General features: G+C 34.0%; 17 protein-coding genes and 1 other annotated feature. Of the genes, 14 read left to right on the top strand and 3 right to left on the bottom strand.

What is annotated here, in order from left to right:
- Positions 1–465, bottom strand: coding sequence for a YueI family protein (locus tag CP370_RS00440; RefSeq protein ID WP_087284088.1), 465 nt, complete (start codon positions 463–465; stop codon positions 1–3).
- A gap of 117 nt (positions 466–582) precedes the next feature.
- Positions 583–1194 carry a 30S ribosomal protein S4 gene (gene rpsD, locus CP370_RS00435; RefSeq protein WP_003647084.1) on the bottom strand — a complete coding sequence of 204 codons (612 nt, stop codon included), beginning with the start codon at positions 1192–1194 and terminating at the stop codon, positions 583–585.
- A 278-nt stretch (positions 1195–1472) separates the two neighbouring features.
- Between rpsD and ezrA the strand changes: the two genes are divergently transcribed.
- The 13 genes from ezrA to mreD all read left to right on the top strand — a co-directional run bounded on the left by ezrA (position 1473) and on the right by mreD (position 18482).
- Complete coding sequence (ezrA, locus tag CP370_RS00430) at positions 1473–3197, top strand: septation ring formation regulator EzrA (RefSeq protein WP_087712855.1); 1725 nt, start codon at positions 1473–1475, stop codon at positions 3195–3197.
- Positions 3198–3287: 90 nt separating this feature from the next.
- The gene (locus CP370_RS00425) at positions 3288–4442 is read left to right on the top strand and encodes a cysteine desulfurase family protein (protein WP_087712856.1); all 1155 of its coding nucleotides are present in this window, start codon (positions 3288–3290) and stop codon (positions 4440–4442) included.
- A gap of 9 nt (positions 4443–4451) precedes the next feature.
- Positions 4452–5669, top strand: a complete 1218-nt coding sequence (gene thiI, locus CP370_RS00420; protein ID WP_012846378.1) for a tRNA uracil 4-sulfurtransferase ThiI — start codon at positions 4452–4454, stop codon at positions 5667–5669.
- Between the two features lie 50 nt (positions 5670–5719).
- Complete coding sequence (locus CP370_RS00415) at positions 5720–6421, top strand: pseudouridine synthase (RefSeq protein ID WP_012846377.1); 702 nt, start codon at positions 5720–5722, stop codon at positions 6419–6421.
- Between the two features lie 12 nt (positions 6422–6433).
- Positions 6434–7528, top strand: coding sequence for a glycerophosphodiester phosphodiesterase family protein (locus CP370_RS00410; RefSeq protein WP_232457431.1), 1095 nt, complete (start codon positions 6434–6436; stop codon positions 7526–7528).
- A gap of 218 nt (positions 7529–7746) precedes the next feature.
- Positions 7747–10374, top strand: coding sequence for a cation-translocating P-type ATPase (locus CP370_RS00405; protein ID WP_087712857.1), 2628 nt, complete (start codon positions 7747–7749; stop codon positions 10372–10374).
- Between the two features lie 41 nt (positions 10375–10415).
- Positions 10416–10628 (top strand) — a binding site (T-box leader).
- A gap of 38 nt (positions 10629–10666) precedes the next feature.
- Positions 10667–13306 carry a valine--tRNA ligase gene (locus tag CP370_RS00400; RefSeq protein ID WP_087712858.1) on the top strand — a complete coding sequence of 880 codons (2640 nt, stop codon included), beginning with the start codon at positions 10667–10669 and terminating at the stop codon, positions 13304–13306.
- Between the two features lie 2 nt (positions 13307–13308).
- The gene (locus CP370_RS00395) at positions 13309–14574 is read left to right on the top strand and encodes a folylpolyglutamate synthase/dihydrofolate synthase family protein (protein ID WP_087284107.1); all 1266 of its coding nucleotides are present in this window, start codon (positions 13309–13311) and stop codon (positions 14572–14574) included.
- Positions 14564–15244 carry an HAD family phosphatase gene (locus CP370_RS00390; protein WP_087712859.1) on the top strand — a complete coding sequence of 227 codons (681 nt, stop codon included), beginning with the start codon at positions 14564–14566 and terminating at the stop codon, positions 15242–15244. Before CP370_RS00395 ends, CP370_RS00390 begins: the two co-directional genes overlap by 11 nt.
- A 38-nt stretch (positions 15245–15282) precedes the next feature.
- A complete protein-coding gene (locus CP370_RS00385; RefSeq protein ID WP_087284112.1) occupies positions 15283–15894 on the top strand; it encodes a RadC family protein in 612 nt (203 codons plus the stop codon).
- Between the two features lie 137 nt (positions 15895–16031).
- The gene (locus tag CP370_RS00380; RefSeq protein ID WP_004897587.1) at positions 16032–17033 is read left to right on the top strand and encodes a rod shape-determining protein; all 1002 of its coding nucleotides are present in this window, start codon (positions 16032–16034) and stop codon (positions 17031–17033) included.
- Between the two features lie 64 nt (positions 17034–17097).
- Positions 17098–17949 (top strand): rod shape-determining protein MreC, encoded by an 852-nt coding sequence (gene mreC, locus CP370_RS00375; RefSeq protein ID WP_087284114.1) that lies wholly within the window; start codon positions 17098–17100, stop codon positions 17947–17949.
- A complete protein-coding gene (gene mreD, locus CP370_RS00370) occupies positions 17949–18482 on the top strand; it encodes a rod shape-determining protein MreD (protein WP_087284117.1) in 534 nt (177 codons plus the stop codon). Before mreC ends, mreD begins: the two co-directional genes overlap by 1 nt.
- A 48-nt stretch (positions 18483–18530) precedes the next feature.
- Here mreD and CP370_RS00365 read toward each other — a convergent pair whose 3' ends face one another.
- Positions 18531–18659, bottom strand: coding sequence for a DUF4044 domain-containing protein (locus tag CP370_RS00365; RefSeq protein ID WP_087284121.1), 129 nt, complete (start codon positions 18657–18659; stop codon positions 18531–18533).
- Between the two features lie 97 nt (positions 18660–18756).
- On the opposite strand from CP370_RS00365, the gene CP370_RS00360 reads away from it, so the two are divergent.
- Entirely contained in the window at positions 18757–19092 is a 336-nt protein-coding gene (locus CP370_RS00360) for a DUF3397 domain-containing protein (protein ID WP_087712860.1), read from the top strand.
- Positions 19093–19271: the final 179 nt, after the last annotated feature.

Here is a 19271-nt window from a genome sequence, read left to right as displayed (position 1 = left end):
TTAGTCCTTTTTTCTAAATAATTTGTCCCAGAAATTTTCTTTTTTTGGTTTTGATAATTGTTCATGTGGCACTTCTGGAGCATATACTTGGTTGATGTCAATTCTATAATGATTAATAGCAGTTTTTGAAACTACTAAAACGCCAGTGGAGTCTGGTTCGTTTTTGGCAGTTTCGTCATTTATTAAAGTGAACTTAATATCTTTTTGTGAACACAAACTCATTAATTTACTAATAAATTTATTTTGAGGCATTTTACCATTGATTAAGATAGTGTAATTTTTAAAGTCATTTAAATGGTCTAAAAACAAAGCATCTAAGTCCGGATTGTTGGTTTCTTTTACAGTCATTCTTACTAGAACTCGTTCACGTAAAGAACCTAAATATCTTCTCCGTTCATCAGGACAAGTTTGAGGAGTAATTCCTTTAGCAGCATGTTCAAGACGGGTATTTAAATCTTCAGTCATATTTCTTTTTCCTTTTTATAACAAAATATTACATTCTTAGTGTAGCAAGTGGAAAAGAAGAAAACAAAAAAGTCTTTCCAAAAGAGGAAAGACTTTTTTGTAATGAAGCAATAAATATTAAAGCTTCTTGTTGTACCATTCAACGATAAGAGCTTCATCAACTTCTGGTTCCATTTCGTCACGTTCTGGAAGACGAACTAAAGTACCAGTCATCTTGCTGTCGTCAAATGAAACAAATGGTGGACGTGATACAACTGCATCTAAAGCGTCCTTAACTTGTTGCAAGTTCTTTGACTTATCTCTTAAGCTGATTTCTTGACCAACTTTAACTTCGTATGAAGGAATGTCAACACGCTTGCCATCTACTAAGATGTGACCGTGGTTAACAAGTTGTCTAGCTTGTTCTCTAGTTGAAGCTAAACCTAAGCGGTAAACGATGTTGTCTAAACGTCTTTCAAGTAAAGCCATAAAGTTAACACCGTGCTTACCTTCACGAATCTTGCCGGCACGGATAAATAAGTTTTGGAATTGACGTTCATTTAAACCAAACATCCAACGTAACTTTTGCTTTTCCTTTAATTGTTGACCATATTCAGAAACCTTAGCACGGTTATTAGGACCATGATCACCAGGTGCGTAGTTACGACGGCTAATTTCCTTACCAGTACCTGAAAGTGAGATACCTAAGCGTCTTGAACGTTTCCAACTTGGACCAGTATATCTTGACATAAAAAATCCTCCATAAAAAATAATAATTTTTTGGAGTAAAATATGAGAAATAAGTTCAACATTCGTGCATCTCAAGTTGCATGTTTCGCCCAGTGCAGCGCGGGTTACTCGTTCACTAAACGCCTCAAGATGTTGACGTTCTTGTCACTTATTGCTGCAAATATTTTACACGAAGACTATTATAGTAAGAAATATGTTTTAAAGCAAGTAAAAGTAGAGATTTTCTAGCTGGTATTAAGATGAAGTCTGGTATAATTAATATGAATATGGAGGGTATTATGTCATCAGGGTTATCTATTCTTATTATTGTAATATTGATTGCTATAATTGCTGCGATTGCTACAGTTGTTATTCTTAATAAGTATTTTAATCATCAGATTGCGGAATTAGATGCGCTAACTGATGAATTAAAAGATATTAGCGTTGAAGAAGATATTAAACGTTTAGAGAAAATGGAATTAGCCGGAAAAAGTTTGGAAACTTTTAAAAGATGGCAGAAAGTATATCAAAAAGTTGATACTAAGGACGTTGGAGAATTAAAGCATCTTCTTGAACAAGCGGCTGGGCTTAATGCAAAATTTAATTTAATAAAAACTCGCCAATTAATTAAAGAGGCAACAGAATTATTGCAGACTAATCAAGATAATGTAGAACACAGTAAGCAAGTATTTACTAATTTACTCGAAGCAAATCGAGATAATCAAAAACACTATGCTGCTTTATCAAAAGACTACCAACAACTACGTAAAAAAATATTATCCCAATCTTTTAATTATGGGAATGCAATTGATCAGATTGAAGAAGACCTAACAACCTTAGAAAGTGATTTTCAAACTGTAAAGAATTTATCTGGTGAAGGAGATCATGAAGAAGCAAAGAAAGTATTAGTTAAAATCGATACAAATCTTACTACTTTAAAGACTGATCTTCCTAAGGTAGAGAACTTTGATCAAGAGTTAAAAAATGTTTTTCCCGATCAACTTAACGAACTCAGCAATACTTATCGTCAAATGATAAAAGATAAGTACAAAATTACTGAAGTGGATGTACTAGAAGAAATCAAGAGCTTAAGAGAACTAGTTGATAGTACTAAAAAGAGTCTTACCAAATTAGAGCTTAAAAAGGTTGAAAAGAATAATAAAGAGATAAGTACACGAATTGATAGCTTATATGACATTCTTACAAAAGAATTTAAAGCTCGACCATTTGTTGATAAAAATCAAGATAAAATTGTTCAAATTCTTTCCCATGTTGGAAATGCATCTAATCAACTTGTAGCTAAGTTAGAGCATGTGGATCAAAGTTATGAATTGACACATGGAGAGCTAGCTGAAGCTAGACAACTAAAAAGTCAAGTTAGCCGAATGAATTCTGACTTTGATGTTGACTGTCAAAAGCTAGCTGATGGTGACGGTGTTTACTCTCAAATTGAGAATAAATGGCTAACTATGTTAGATAATTTGAAAGAAATTGAAAAGACTGAGAAAAAACTCTCAAATGATATAGATGGGCTATTTGATGCAGAAAAAATTGCTAATGATTCTATAATCCACTTTAAGCAAGAAATTTCTTTAGTTTATCGAAAAGTTGAACGACGTCAGCTACCCGGAAAGCCTGAAAGTTTTATTCAGATGTATACTTTAGTATTAAATGAAGTTAAGCATACAGATAATGAATTGAATCAAGTTAGAATAAATATGGAAAAAATATCTAGCGAACTGATTCAAATTCAGGAAGATATTGAACGTTTAAAGAAAGAAGCAGATGAGATTTTAAATTCTGCTGATTTAGTTGAATTGACTATGCAATATTCAAATAAATATCTTTCAAATCCTGAAATTAAACGTGCACGTAAAGAAGCTTATGATTTATATCAGAATAAATATGAGTATAAAGAAGCGTTGGACGTAATTGCGACAGCGCTAGAAAAGGTAGAGCCAGGAAGCTATCAAAGAATTGAAAAAGAATACTATAGCGAACAAGAAGCAGACGAAGAAGAGTAAAAGATTGAAGCAATAGTGTTTTTAAGTTAAGATTTTATATGATTATCAAACGACCATCTTCTATGGTCGTTTTTTAGGGGAGAAAGAAAATTGATCTATTTTGATAATAGTGCTACAACAGCTGTCTATCCTGCAGCTTTAGAGACATATGATAAAGTAACAAAGGATATTTGGGGAAATCCTTCAAGTTTGCATAAAATGGGAGATCGATCTCATCAACTTTTAGAAGCCTCTAGAAAACAAATTGCTAATTTATTGAATGTTAAGCCATATGAGATATTTTTCACATCTAGTGGAAGTGAATCTGACAATTGGGCAATCAAAGGTACTGCTTTAGCTAAAAAAGAATTTGGTAACCATATTATTACATCAAGTGTTGAACATGCAGCAGTTTCAAATTCAGTACGTGCTTTAGAAAATTTGGGATTTCGTGTAACTGTTTTACCAGTTGATAAGAATGGACAAGTAAATCCTGAAGATTTAAAAGAAGCATTAGATAAAGAAACAATTTTGGTTTCAATTATGGGCGTTAATAATGAGATTGGTACAATTCAACCTATTAAAGCTATTAGTAAAGTTTTAGAAAATTATCCTAACGTTACTTTTCATGTTGATAATGTTCAAGCTTTGGGAAAAGATGTTTGGGATGAGGTATTTACTGATCGAGTAGACCTAATGAGTCTGTCAGCTCATAAATTTCATGCACCTCGTGGCGTAGGTATTCTTTATAAAAAAGAAGGTAAAATGATTAAGCCGTTAATTGATGGCGGTGGTCAAGAAAAGGCCTTACGTTCAAGTACTGAAAATTTACCTGCAATTGCGGCAACTGCCAAAGCCATGCGTTTATATTTAGCTGATGAAAAGAAAAATGCTGAGCAAGAATTGGCAGTTAAGAATAAAATAGTTTCCTATCTAAATGGAAAACCAGGAATTCATATTTTTTCACCAATTAACGATAATTTTGTTCCAAGTATTTTATGTTTTTCATTAGAAGGTATTCGCGGGGAAACTTTAGTTCATACGCTTGAGTCTGAAGATATCTATGTTTCAACCACTAGTGCATGTTCTTCAAGAAGTGGTGTAGAGAGTGGCACTTTGAATTCTATGAAGGTAGATGATAATTTAGCTACCGGTGCAATTAGACTAAGTTTTGATCCAAGTAATACAATTGAAGAAGCTGAGCAATTTATTTCAGTTTTTGATAAAATATATAAGCACTTCGCTGAAATTAATCATTTGAAATAAGGTGAAATTATGCAATATACAGAAGTAATGGTTCGCTATGGTGAACTATCCACTAAGGGAAAAAATCGAAAAGACTTTATCGGAAGACTTGCTGGTAATGTAACTAGAGCTTTGCAAGATTTTCCAGAAATTGAGATCCATCCTAAACATGATCGTATGCATATTGTCTTAAATGGTGCACCATTTGAGAAAATTGATCAACGTTTAAAACTTGTTTTTGGTATTCAAACATATTCTCCAACTATAAAAGTTGATAAGAATCTTGATGCAATTAAAAAAGCATCCCTTGAATTGATGCAGGCAACTTTTAAGGATGGTATGACATTTAAAGTTAATACTAGACGCAGTGACCATGATTTTGAATATGACACTAATCAGTTAAACATGATGATTGGTGATTACCTATTTGATAATATGGATAATTTAAAGGTTCAAATGAAAAAACCTGACTTAGTCTTAAGAATTGAAGTTCGTCAAGACGCAATCTATATTTCAAACCAACTTCTTCATGGAGCAGGTGGTATGCCGGTTGGAACTGCTGGAAAGGCCGTCATGATGCTATCAGGTGGGATTGATTCTCCAGTAGCTTCTTACTTAGCAATGAAGCGTGGAGTTGAAATTGATATGGTGCACTTCTTTAGTCCTCCATATACTACTGAAAAGGCACTTGCTAAAGCAAAAGAGTTAACTGGAATTTTAGCTAACTATTCTGGAAAGATTAACTTTATTGCTGTACCTTTTACTGAAATTCAAGAGCAAATTAAAGAAAAGTTACCAGAAGGCTACTTAATGACCATTCAACGCCGCTTTATGTTGCAATTAGCAGATCGTATTCGCGCAATGCGTGGTGGGTTAGCAATCTTCAATGGTGAATCAGTTGGTCAAGTGGCATCTCAAACACTAGAATCAATGGTTGCAATTAATGATGTGACTTCAACGCCGGTTCTTCGCCCAGTGGCTACAATGGATAAAACTGAAATTATTAAGCTAGCTGAGCAAATCGGAACATTCGACCTTTCTATTGAACCATTTGAAGACTGCTGTACAATTTTTGCTCCGCCGCGTCCAAAGACTAAACCAAAATTGGATGAAGCTCGTAAGCTAGAAGATAGACTTGATGCTGAAGGAATGATTCAGCGCGCAATTGATGGAATGGAGATTACACCAATTTATCCAAATCAAAAGTTCTTGGATGATAAGGCTCAAGAAGACGCAGACTTGTTATAAAAAAGTGCTAGCAGAATGCTAGCGCTTTTTATTTTAGAAAGAAAAAATATATGAGAATTGATAAGTATTTGGCTAACATGAATGTTGGTTCACGAAAAGAAGTTCATAATCTCATTAAAAAGAAGATTGTGACAGTTAATGGAGAAGTTGTAAAGACACCCAAGGAGCAAGTTAAAGAAGAAGACCAAGTAGCAGTTAATGGAGAAAAAGTGGCATATCAGCAATACCATTATTTTCTTCTCAATAAACCTAAAGGTGTTATTTCAGCAACAGAAGATAGAAGTCAAAAAACTGTTCTTTCTTTACTTAAACCTAAAGATCGTTATAAAGACATAGCGCCAGTAGGTAGACTGGATAAGGATACAACGGGTTTATTATTGTTAACAAATGATGGTGCTTTAGCCCATGAGTTGCTAGCTCCTAATAAACATGTTACTAAAAAATATCGGGCAAAAATTGCTGGAGTAGCTGATGAAGAGACAGTTAAAATTTTTGCTATTGGTATGACATTAGGTGATGGGACAAAACTAAAACCAGCAGAATTAAAGATTTTAATGCAAGATAAAGAGTCCGATCAATCAGAAATTGAGATTGAAATTCAAGAGGGAAAGTATCACCAAATTAAGCGAATGTTTGGAGCAGTGGGGATGAAAGTAATAGAATTAGATCGAATTTCCATGGGAAAATTGGTCCTGCCAGCTAACCTAAAACGCGGCCAATATCAGGAAATTACTCTAAAAGAAATTAAGTAGAGAATTAGAATTATGAACAAACATATTTTGGTTGGTTTCTTCATCTTAATTTTTACGTTTACTTGTGGCTTTTTAAATATTGCCCACCGCGGAGACAATGAACAAGGAAAGTTTGCAGAGCATAGTTGGGTTGCCTATGATCGCGCAGTATGTGCAAAAGTAGACTATTTAGAATTAGATTTACAACAGACTGCTGACAATGTTCTCGTAGTAAGCCATGATGAAAATTTAAGTAGAGTTTTTGGAATTGATAAAAGCATTGCAAATCTGTCTTATCATGATCTAATTACATATAAAAATCAAAATGGTGAGTCCATTCATCGTCTTGCCGATGTCTTTCAACGTTATCATAGTTCTAACGTGAAATTTATGATTGAACCAAAAGATAGTAGTGATAATGAGATTAATAATCTACTTAGTTTAATCAAAAAATATCATTTACAAAATCGAGTGTTGTTAGAATCGTTCTCAGAGCGAGCTCTTTTAAAAATTCATAAAAGTGAGCCACAAATTCCTTTAACTCAATTAGCTGGTGATTTTAAAATATCCCCAATGCTGCAGTATTATGCAAATAATTTTTATGCTAAGACAGCTGCGGATTATTTAGGTGAGCATAATAAAAAGTATTTACTCTGGGGCATTGATACAGAAACTCAAATGAAGAAGTATTCGCGCCCAGAAGAAAATGTTTCAGGAATATTGACAGATTATCCAGTTAAATTGGCCGCTATTTTACATGAAAATAATGTCTTTAAAAGATACTATGAAGCAGCCGCTTACCCCAGTGAATCAATTTCAGGTTATATGTATTTGAAAAATGGTAAAAAAGTTTATGTTGATCAAGTTAAAATGAAAGACAATCAACTTTTTTATCATGTAAAACCTAATATTTGGATTAGTTATGATAATTTAAAAAATTCCAATAAGTTTGCTCCTAAAGCACAAGTGGGCAAAATTAAGTTAGAACATGATGCTCAAGTTTATACCGATCCAGCTTTTGAAAAGAAAACCGAGAAGAAATTACGTAAAGATAGTGCTTGGAATTATTTTGCAGTAAAAAAATGCATGGGAAAACTGCCTATAACTTGGGTGGTGCACAGTGGGTAAGCCAATAATTTTTATTGCTAGCCTAATAAAAACATGATAAACTTATAATCAACATATAGGGAGTAACCGGCATAAGGGTGTACTTACGGCGTCAAAACGAAATTAATTTTTCCGCTGTAAGTTTAAATGGTGAGACTATTGGCTAAACGTTTTTTGTTCAGACAATGGTCTCTTTTTTTATGCCAAAGTCTGGTTTTCTCAGTAGATGGAGGGTTTAAGTGAAAGCATATTATCGTGAGAGTAAAGAAGAAGTTCTAAAAGAGCTTGGAGCTAATGAGCAGCAAGGTTTAACTAGTAAAGCCGCTCAAGAAAAATTAGCTCAAGTAGGACCCAATGCTCTAGTAGAAGGTAAGAAAAAAAGTGTTGTAGAAGTCTTTTTAGAACAATTTAAAGACCTAATGGTTATTATCTTGATTGTTGCAGCTGTGATTTCTGCATTTACTGGTAACTTAGAAAGTACAGCAGTTATTATTGTTGTTTTGATTCTAAATGCTATTTTAGGAACAGTGCAACATGTTAAGGCGGAAAAGTCGCTAGAAGCATTGAAGTCCCTATCTGCACCTGTCGCTAAGGTTTTAAGAGATGGTAAGAAACAAGAAATTGCCGCAAAAGATGTTGTTCCTGGCGATATACTTTTACTTGAAGCAGGGGATTTAGTTACTGCGGATGGTAGAATTTTAGATAATTTTTCATTGCAGGTAAATGAAAGCTCCTTAACCGGTGAGTCAACTAATATTGATAAGTTAGACACTACTTTTGAAAAAGAAGTTCCTTTGGCTGATCGAGTGAACATGGTATATTCTAGTTCTCTTGTAACTTATGGACGTGCAAATGTTTTAGTTACAGCAACTGGTATGGATACTGAAATTGGTAAAATTGCTACCTTAATGAATGAAACTAAGGAGCGAAGAACGCCATTACAAGTTTCACTTGATCAATTTTCATCTCGTCTTGCAACTGCAATTTTGATTTTCTGTGCCTTGATTTTAGGATTGCAAATGTGGCGTGGTCAACCTTTGCTAGATGCATTACTATTTGCAGTAGCATTAGCCGTAGCAGCTATTCCTGAAGCTTTAAGCTCAATTGTAACCATTGTACAGGCTATGGGAACTCAAAAAATGGCTAAAGAGCATGCAATTATCAAAAATTTAGCTGCAGTTGAATCATTAGGGTCAGTTTCAGTAATTTGTTCTGATAAAACTGGAACTTTAACGCAAAATAAGATGACTGTTGAAGACATTTATATTGGCGGTAAAGTTCTTAAGCCTGAAGAGTTGAACTTAAGTAATCAGTTGCATCGTTATTTACTATATGATGTTGTTTTAAACAATGATGCAAGTCTATCTGATGGTAAAAAAATTGGTGATCCAACAGAATCAGCCTTATTAGAAATGTACCGTAAAGTTCCAGGAATTGATCTTGGTGACGGAAAATTAGGCTTATCTGAAAGTGAGTTAAGAGAACATTTAGATCGTTTAGAGGAAGTGCCTTTTGACTCTGATAGAAAATTAATGAGTACTAAGCACTTAATTCACACTGTTCCTACAATTTTTGTAAAAGGAGCAATCGATGTTTTACTTAAACGTTGTGTGAATATTCGTTTTGGGGATGATGTCCGCCCAATGACTGAAGAAGATCGAAAAGATATTTTGGCTCAAAATAATCACTTTTCAGAAAATGGACTAAGAGTGTTAGCATTTGCCTATAAGGAAAGTGATGAAGAGTTATCTACTGATAGCGAAAAAGACTTAACTTTCATTGGTTTGGTTTCAGAAATGGATCCACCTAGAGAAGAAAGTGTTGCAGCTGTTGCACGTGCTAAAGAAGCCGGGATTAGAACTGTGATGATCACTGGTGACCACAAAGTAACTGCAGTAGCAATTGCGAAAAAGATTGGTATTTTCACTGATGGGGATCTTGCATTAACAGGGTTAGAGTTAGATGCATTAAGTGATGAAGAATTAGACCAACAAATTGAAAAAGTAGCAGTTTATGCCCGAGTTTCACCAGAAAACAAAATTAGAATTGTTAATGCCTGGCAAAGAAAAAATCATATCGTATCAATGACAGGTGACGGAGTTAACGATGCACCTGCATTAAAGAAGGCAGACGTTGGTGTTGCAATGGGTATTACTGGTACTGAAGTATCAAAAGATGCTGCAAGTATGATTTTGACTGATGATAACTTTGCGACAATTATTAAAGCTGTTGCAAATGGTAGAACAGTTTATGAAAATATCCGTAATGCGATTGGATATTTATTATCTGGTAACTTATCAGCTATCATTACTGTTTTATTTGCTTCAATCGCTGCGTTACCAGTTCCATTTGTTGCAGTTCAACTTTTATTCATTAACTTAGTTACTGACTCTCTTCCAGCTTTAGCTATTGGGATGGAACCAGGAAATCCTGATATTTTAAAACGTAAACCACGTGATCCTAAAGCTAGTTTGTTAGATAAAAAATTCGTTACACAAATTAGTATTCAAGGTTTCTTAATTTCATTAAGTGTTATTGCTGCTTTCTTACTTGGCTTAAGGGATACACCAGCAATTGCATGTACTATGGCCTTTTCAACTTTAACATTTGCGCGTTTACTTCATGGATTCAACTGCCGTTCACAACACAGTATTTTTAAGATTGGATTTAAAAATAATTGGTACAGTTTGGCAGCTTTTGCATTAGGAACTGTACTTTTAGCCTTAATTCTTTTTGTACCAGCATTACATGGACTATTTGCAGTTCAACCATTAACTGCTCAAGAAGTATGGCTAATTGTGATTTTGGCAATTATTCCAACTATCTTAATTCAATTAGTGAAAGTGATTAGAGAAAATAGAGATTAATTCTTAGCTTTCTTCTTATTTTCTTTCATGCTATAATCGTAAACAAAGCAAGAATCAAGAGGAGTAATTTCGCATTACAGAGAAAAGTCAATATGCTGAGAGACTTAAAGAATATTACTAGTAGCTTGATTAGCTGATTAATTGAATTTTTTAGTAGGTTAATCCGGACACTTCAGCGCCGTTATCGCTTATAAGAGAGGTATAGGTTCTATACCTAATCGTAGGTGGTACCGCGGAAAAATTTCGTCCTAGACAAATATTTGTCTAGGACTTTTTTATTGGAGGAATTTAAATGGCAGATTTAGCACCTAAATATAATCCTAATGAAGTTGAAAAAGGAAGATATCAGGAATGGCTTGATGAAGATCTTTTTAAGCCATCTGGCAATAAAAAAGCTCATCCCTATTCAATCGTTATCCCACCACCAAATGTAACTGGTAAGTTGCACTTGGGACATGCATGGGATACAGCAATTCAAGATACATTAATTCGTTTTAAGCGTATGCAAGGTTATGATACTTTATACCTTCCTGGTATGGATCATGCTGGTATTGCAACTCAAGCTAAAGTTGAAGCCAAACTTCGTACACAAGGAAAAGATCGTCACGAAATGGGACGTGAAGCTTTTGTTAAGCAAGTTTGGGACTGGAAAGATGAATATGCATCAATTATCAAGAGCCAATGGGCAAAGATGGGTCTTTCACTAGATTATTCTCGTGAAAGATTTACCCTTGATAAAGGTCTTTCAAGAGCTGTTAGAAAAGTTTTCGTTCAACTTTATAATGAAGGACTCATTTACCGTGGTGAATATATCATTAACTGGGATCCAAAATTGGAAACTGCTCTTAGTGATATCGAAGTTATTCACAAAGATGATAAGGGCGCATTTTACCACATTAAGTATCCATTTGCAGATGGTTCTGGATTTGTTGAAATTGCAACTACTCGTCCTGAAACTATGTTTGGTGATACTGCAGTAGCTGTTGCACCAGGGGATGAACGTTACAAAGATATTGTTGGTAAGGAATTAGTATTACCACTTGTTGGACGCCACATCCCAATTATTGAAGACCAACACGTTGATCCAGAATTTGGTACCGGTCTTGTTAAGATCACTCCAGCTCATGATCCTAACGACTTCCAAGTAGGTAATCGTCATAACTTAGAAAGAATCAATGTTATGAATGATAACGGAACTATGAACGAAGAAGCTGGCAAGTATGCTGGTATGGATCGTTTCGAAGCACGGGATGCGCTAGTTAAGGATCTTAAAGAAGAAGGCTTCTTAATCAAGGTGGAACCAATTGTTCACTCAGTTGGTCACTCAGAGCGTTCTGGTGTTCAAGTAGAACCAAGACTTTCTAAACAATGGTTCGTTAAGATGAAGCCATTAGCTGAAAAAGTTTTGGAAAACCAAAAGACTGATGACAAGGTAAACTTTGTTCCTGAAAGATTTGAACATACTCTTGAACAATGGATGAGCGATGTTCATGACTGGGTAATTTCTCGTCAATTATGGTGGGGCCACAGAATTCCAGCTTGGTACAACAAGAAGACTGGTGAAACTTACGTAGGTCTTGAAGCTCCTAAAGATAGTGAAAACTGGGAGCAAGATCCAGATGTACTTGATACTTGGTTCTCAAGTGCATTATGGCCATTCTCTACTTTAGGTTGGCCTGATGAAGATTCAGAAGACTTCAAGCGCTACTTCCCAACTAATACTTTAGTTACTGGTTACGATATCATTTTCTTCTGGGTATCAAGAATGATTTTCCAAAGTTTACACTTTACTGGTAAGCGTCCATTTGATGATGTTGTTTTGCATGGTTTAATTCGTGACCCACAAGGACGTAAGATGAGTAAGTCTTTGGGTAACGGTGTTGACCCAATGGATGTTGTTGATGAATATGGTGCTGACGCTCTTCGTTGGTTCTTACTTAACGGTACAGCTCCTGGTCAAGATACTCGTTATGATCCAAAGAAGATGGGTGCAGCTTGGAACTTTATCAACAAGATTTGGAACGCAAGTCGTTTCGTAATTATGAACTTGCCAGAAGATGCTAAGCCGGCTCATATGCCAGATACTTCTAAGTTTGATTTGGCAGATAGTTGGATTTTTGATCGTTTGAATCACACTGTTAGTGAAGTAACTAGATTATTTGATGAATATCAATTTGGTGAAGCTGGTCGTGAACTTTACAACTTTATTTGGAATGACTTCTGTGATTGGTACATTGAAATTTCTAAGGTTGCATTAAACGGTGATGACGAAGAATTAAAGGCTAGAAAACAAGAAAACTTAATCTGGATTCTTGATCAAATCTTACGTTTACTTCACCCAATTATGCCATTTGTAACTGAAAAGTTATGGCTTTCAATGCCTCACGATGGTAAGAGTATTATGGTAGCTAAATATCCAGAAACTCATAAGGAATTTGAAAACAAAGCAGCTGACAGTCAAATGGCCTTCTTAATTGAAGTAATTAAGGCTGTTAGAAATATCCGTATGGAAGTTAATGCACCTATGTCATCCCCAATTGATATCATGATTCAAATTGATGATGATAAGAATAAAGCTGTTTTGGATAATAACGCTGAATATGTAGAAAACTTCCTTCATCCAAAAGCTTTATCTGTTGCAGCTGATATTGAAGCACCAAAACTTGCTAAAACTGCCGTAATTCCAGGAGCTCAAATATTTGTTCCATTAACTGAATTAGTTAATGTAGATGAAGAACTCGCTAAGATGGAAAAGGAAGAAAAACGTCTTGAAGCTGAAGTTGAAAGAGCTGAAAAGAAACTTTCAAATCAAGGATTTGTAGCCCATGCTCCTGAAGCAGTTATAAATAAAGAAAAAGAAAAGAAGGCTGACTACGAAAGTCAACTTGCTGGTGTTCGTGAAAGAATGAAAGAATTAAAGGAAAGTAAATAGAAGTGAAATTTACTAATATCGACCAGGTAATTAAGAGAATATATTCTTTACCCAAACTTCATCCTAAAAATGATCTGAGTTATATCCGAAGGATTTTGAAACAGCTAAATAATCCTCAAGATAGTGTTAGGGCAATTCATGTTACCGGAACAAATGGTAAAGGGTCGACATCCTATTATTTGAGTAATCTATTGCAAAAGGCCGGTCAAAAGACTGGCCTTTTTGTGTCTCCTTATATATATGAATTTAATGAACGAATTCAATTAAATGGTAAAAATATAAGCAATAATGATCTCATTAAAACAGCTAATGAAATTGAGACGGCAATAGAGATACTAAAAAAAGACGATCCTAATTTTTCTTTAGTAACATTTGAATATGAAGTAGCTTTGGCCTTTCAATTTTTTGCTCAAGAAAACTGTGACTATGCAGTTATTGAAGTAGGAATTGGAGGAGAGCATGACAAGACAAATGTAATTATTCCCGAAGTAAGTGTTATTACAACAATTGGATTAGATCATGAAAAAATAATAGGGCCAACTTTAAAAGATATTGCTGAAGAAAAAAGTGGTGTAATAAAATCTAATAAACCCGTGGTCTTAGGAAATGTTCCCCAAAATGTATTAGAGATTTTACTTAATAAGGCGCAAAGTGAAAATTCAAAATCATTTTTATTAGGAAGAGATTTTCAAATAAAAATAATTCCCGATGTGATTGAATATCAAGATTCAAAGAATCTCTATAATTTTGCATTACGGCCTTTGGTAGAAGCTTATGATATTGGGGTAGCAGTTCAAGCAATTCAATTGTTGCAACTTGATTTAGATAGAAAAAAGATTGAAGAAGCAATTAATGAAACCCGTATTCCTGGTAGATATGATGTGATTCAAACTAGTCCTGAAATCATTGTCGACGGAGCACATAATTTACAAGCGATGGAGAATCTTTTAAACTTAGTTCGAAAGAAGAAAAAAGGACAAATCTACGTGTTACTTGGAATGATGAAAGATAAAGACCTGGGTCCAGTCACAAAATTATTTAAGGATGAAAAAGTCACTTTAACACGAATTGATTATCCTAGAGCTGCTAGATTAGAAGACTTTCCAAAAGAGGCACAAAAAGAATTTGAATATAAAGAAAATTTTGAAGAAGCTTATACAAGCTTGAAGAATAAGTTGCAGGCAGATGATATGCTATTAGTGACAGGATCTTTTTATTTAGTTGGTGCAGTTTTAAATTACTGCAAAAGAGGTAAAGATGAAAGTTGAAGATATTGCTGATCCTATTGAAGGTATAATTTTTGATATGGATGGATTATTAGTTAATTCCGAAAAGTTGTATTGGGATGCTAATATCGTGGCTGCTAAAGAAGCAAACTTAGATATTCCTGATGATAGTTATCTGAAACTAGTTGGTTCTTCAGTTAAGGAAATGGAAGATTTTTATCATAGACATTTCAAAACTGAAGCCGATCGAGATAAATTTATTAAAAGAACTGATGATTTAGTCTGGAAATGGACTGATGAAGGTAAACTTAAACTTCAACCAGGAGTACGAGAAGCATTAGCGGTATTTAAAGAGAAAAATATCAAATTATCAATTGCATCGAGTAATTATGAGAATGTAATTGTCCATAATTTAGATGTTTTAAAAATAAAAGATTACTTTGATTTTTATCTAAGTTATAAAGATGTTGAATCTGGAAATATTCAAGCTAAGCCAGCACCAGATATTTATCTATTGGCTGCTAAAAAAATGCAATTACCTAAAGAGAATCTACTAGTATTTGAAGATTCAAGCACAGGTGTTGCAGCAGCAAGTGCTGCGAGTTTAAAATGCGTAATGGTTCCAGATTTAAAGCAACCAACAAATTTAGATAAAGATAAGGCGACATTAATTTGCAAAGATTTTTATGCTTTTCTTGAAAAAATTAAATAGTTTTTTCGTAATAAATATCAAAGGAGTAATTGATATTTATGAAAAAAGAAGAATTATTGCAGACTGATGTTGATTTAATAAAGAAATTAGCTGAATTGTTAGAGAAAAAAGATATTCTTACATTTAATAGTTTATTTAGAAAACTAGATGAGGTAGGAATCAGTAGCTTTAAGGAACTATGGCAATTTGCTGCTAGTCCAAGTTGCAATGATGAGGTAGCAATTTTACTTCAATTGTTATTGGAGCGCGTAAAGAGCGTCAATAATAAGAAAATTGAGAGCTTTTACTCGAGTTCACAAGTAGGATGCTATATCGCGGATAAATTATGTGGCCGTCCGCAAGAAGAGCTATATGGAATTTATTTGGATTCAAAAAATAAGATAATTGCTGAAAAATTAATTTTTCAGGGAACGGTAAATAGAGCAGTTGCTCATCCCCGAGATATCTTTCGATGGGCTGTCATTTATAATAGTACTGCCTTTTTTGTAGCACATAATCATCCTAGTGGGGATGAACAGCCATCGCAACATGATTTACGCTTTACAAAAAAGTTAGTAGAAGCAAGTAAATGTATGGGAATTGATTTTTTAGATCATTTTATTGTGACAGATAATACCTATTTAAGCTTTCGAGAGACTGAACTTCTTTAAGTCTTCCTTAAGTATTAGGCAAATTTCCTTAAAGCAAATTTTTACATCAGTGTTTCTATGCTATAATATCTAAGACTAAATAAAGATACGATTTAGGCTAAAATAATTAAAGAGATAAATTTAAGGAGAGATTTTGCGTGTTTGGATTAGGATCTAAAAATATTGGGATTGATTTGGGAACTGCCAACACACTCGTTTATATTGAAGGTAAAGGTATTGTTTTACGTGAACCTTCTGTTGTTGCTAAGAATACTCAAACGGGTGAAGTTATTGCAGTTGGTTCCGAAGCCAAAGAAATGATTGGTAGAACTCCTGGATCAATTGTTGCTATTCGACCAATGAAAGATGGAGTAATCGCAGATTACGATACAACTGCTGCTATGCTTAAGTATTTCATGGAAAAAACAGTTGGTAATTCAAAGCCAGCTGCAATGATTTGTGTACCATCAGGTGTAACTGAAGTTGAAAAGAGAGCTGTTATTGATGCAGCTAGAGTTGCTGGTGCACGTGAAGCATACGTAATTGAAGAACCATTTGCTGCAGCTATTGGTGCTGGCCTTCCTGTTATGGATCCAACAGGTTCAATGGTTGTTGATATTGGTGGGGGAACTACTGATGTGGCAACTATCTCATTAGGTGGTATTGTTTCATCTCGTTCTACCAGAATGGCAGGAGATAAGTTTAATAGTTCAATTGCAACTTATATTCATCAAAATTACAACTTATTAATTGGTGAAAGAACTGCTGAAACTATTAAGATTCAAATTGCTTCTGCTTCAGTTGAAAAGGCAAAAGAAATTGAATCAATGAATATTCGTGGACGTGATTTAGTCACAGGATTACCAAAGTCAATTGATATTAATGCAGAAGATGTTGCAAAAGCTATTCAAGAAGTAGTTCAAAATATAATTGTAGCAATTAAAGAAACTTTGGAAGAAACATCTCCAGAAATTGCTGCTGATGTTATTGACCATGGTATCGTATTAACCGGTGGTGGAGCTCTTTTGAAGAACTTACCGGAAGTTATTTCAGATGCTACTAAAGTTCCAGTCTTTATTGCTCAAGATCCACTTGATTGTGTTGCAATTGGTACCGGTGAATCTCTCAAAAATATTGAAGTTATGCGTAAGAGACGTTAATTTAGAGACCGGCGTAAAAGCCGGTCTTTTTCTATTAACTTTTAAATTAGGAAGATAGTAGTAGATGAAAAAATTTCTCAAAAACAAAAAGTTATTGACAATTTTTGTCCTAGTTATTTTAGTTTTAAGTATGTTATCTATTTCTGTTCGCTTACGTAATAGAAGACAATCACCTTTTTTAGTTCAAAAAATTGGTAATGATACTGTTTCCATAGTAACCCGAGTAGTTAATTGGCCAATTAACTTAATTTCTAATGGGGCGGCTAATGTAGAAGATCTGTTTAATACTCAAGCTGAAAACGATCATTTAAAAAAGCAAGTTGATAATCTTGCTCAAACTAAGGCTCGAAATAGTTCGCTTGAAGCTGAGAATACTCAGTTAAAGCAAGCTTTAAAATTAAAGAAAACTTTGACGGACTATACAATTATTAATGGTTCGGTAATTTCTCGTGCTGCAGATACTTGGTCAGATTTATTAATTATTGATCAAGGTTCAAGAGTAGGTGTTAAGAAGAATATGCCTGTTATGGCAGGTGAAGGTGTAATTGGACGGGTTGTTGAGGTAAATAGTACTACTTCAAAGGTCGAACTGATTACTACAACTGATAAATCAACAAATAAATTTGCTGTAGAAGCTGATGCAGCTAATGGCAAAAAAGTTCATGGAGTAATTTCTGTTGTTGGAAATAATCAAATAGTATTTACCCAAGTAGTTGACGGTCAAAAGTTGAAGAAAGGAACCCGAGTTTATACTAGTGGAATGGGTGGTCTATCTCCAAAAGGTCTCTTAATAGGAACAGTTAAGAAGACAACCCGGGATACTTTTGGCTTATCAGATGTTGTCGAAATTCAACCAGCAGGTAACCTTAACGATCCATCAGTTGTATCTGTAATTAAAAGAAAGGTTGAAGGGTAATGGCAGAATTACGTCGATGGTATGTTGCCATTGCTTTGTTTGTGGCATTAATTCTAGATGGAGTATTAGCTTATAATTTACAAACTTTTATCTTTCATCGAGGTTTTTCTGGAAGTTGTTGGTTAACAATTATTGGGATTACCTTAATTTCTCTATGCGATGATAAAAATGATGCTGATATTTGGCTCTGCTTAGGATTAGGCCTTATTGCGGATCTATACTATTTAGGAATTATTGGAATTTATACTGTAGCTTTTCCTTTAATCTGTTTTATTATTCAGCAAAGTGCTCGCTTTCTTCCAGAAGTATTCTGGTTTAGATTATTAATCTGTTTAGTTACTTATTTATGCGTAAGTGCTTATGTGTTTTTGATGTTTAATATGGTAGGCATGATCCAATTGTCTTTTGCTAGTTTTTCACGTAGTATTTTGCCTAATTTACTATGGTGCTTAATTCTTGTTTTATGTACTTATTGGTTCTGGGTAAAATTAGCTGAAGAGTATCCATTTTTGAAAAAAGAATACTATTTCTAAACAAAAAAGAGTCGCTATTAAGCGGCTCTTTTTAATATACAAAAGATTTTAAAATTGAAAGACACCAGTTCCAATTAAAGCAGTAGCTACTACCCCAAGAAGGGTGATAACTGCCATAAACCAGGCCATAATAATAGTTAACTTTTGAAATCCGGATTTTTTCTTATGTTTTCTCATATGTCCCTCCTAAATTAATAATTCTAGTGTACCATGTTTTAATTGTAATTTTATATTTAATTGAAATAGTTTAAAATAAACTTATTGGAGGGTTTTCATGAATTTTTTGCTTATCTTTTTAATTCCTTTATGTGGAATTGTCGTTGCTGCTTTTTTAGTAAAATTATTTCCTAAGGCTCAATTTAGTGGTTATGACATTTTTCCTTTTTTCTTTATTGTTGCTTGTCAGTTATTAACTCAAGAAACAAAGCAGCCATCTTTTTTACCGTATGGATTTTTACTTTACTTTATTTTAGTTGTAATTGTTTCAATTTATACTGCAATTAAAAACAAAAACATTTCAGTGGGTAAGACATTTGGAATGTTATGGCACTATTTAGCAGCATCATCTATTGTTTGGTACGTTGGTCTCTTAATTTTGCTTTTACTATAAAAAATTCCCCCACTTTTTTAATAAACCTTAAACTGTCCTCAATCATGATGATGAGGGCATTTTTTGTTGAATAAAATTATAATCATCATAAAATAACGTAATATATAAATAAAAAGTGCAAAACTTGTGGTAGAAAGTGGGGAAGTGTGGTAAATTATTCATTGGAAAGGGGGCTAGAC

The organism is Lactobacillus sp. UMNPBX19 (assembly GCF_002553805.1).
In the GTDB taxonomy this organism is placed as follows: domain Bacteria; phylum Bacillota; class Bacilli; order Lactobacillales; family Lactobacillaceae; genus Lactobacillus.
This window is presented reverse-complemented; position numbering and strand designations above follow the sequence as displayed.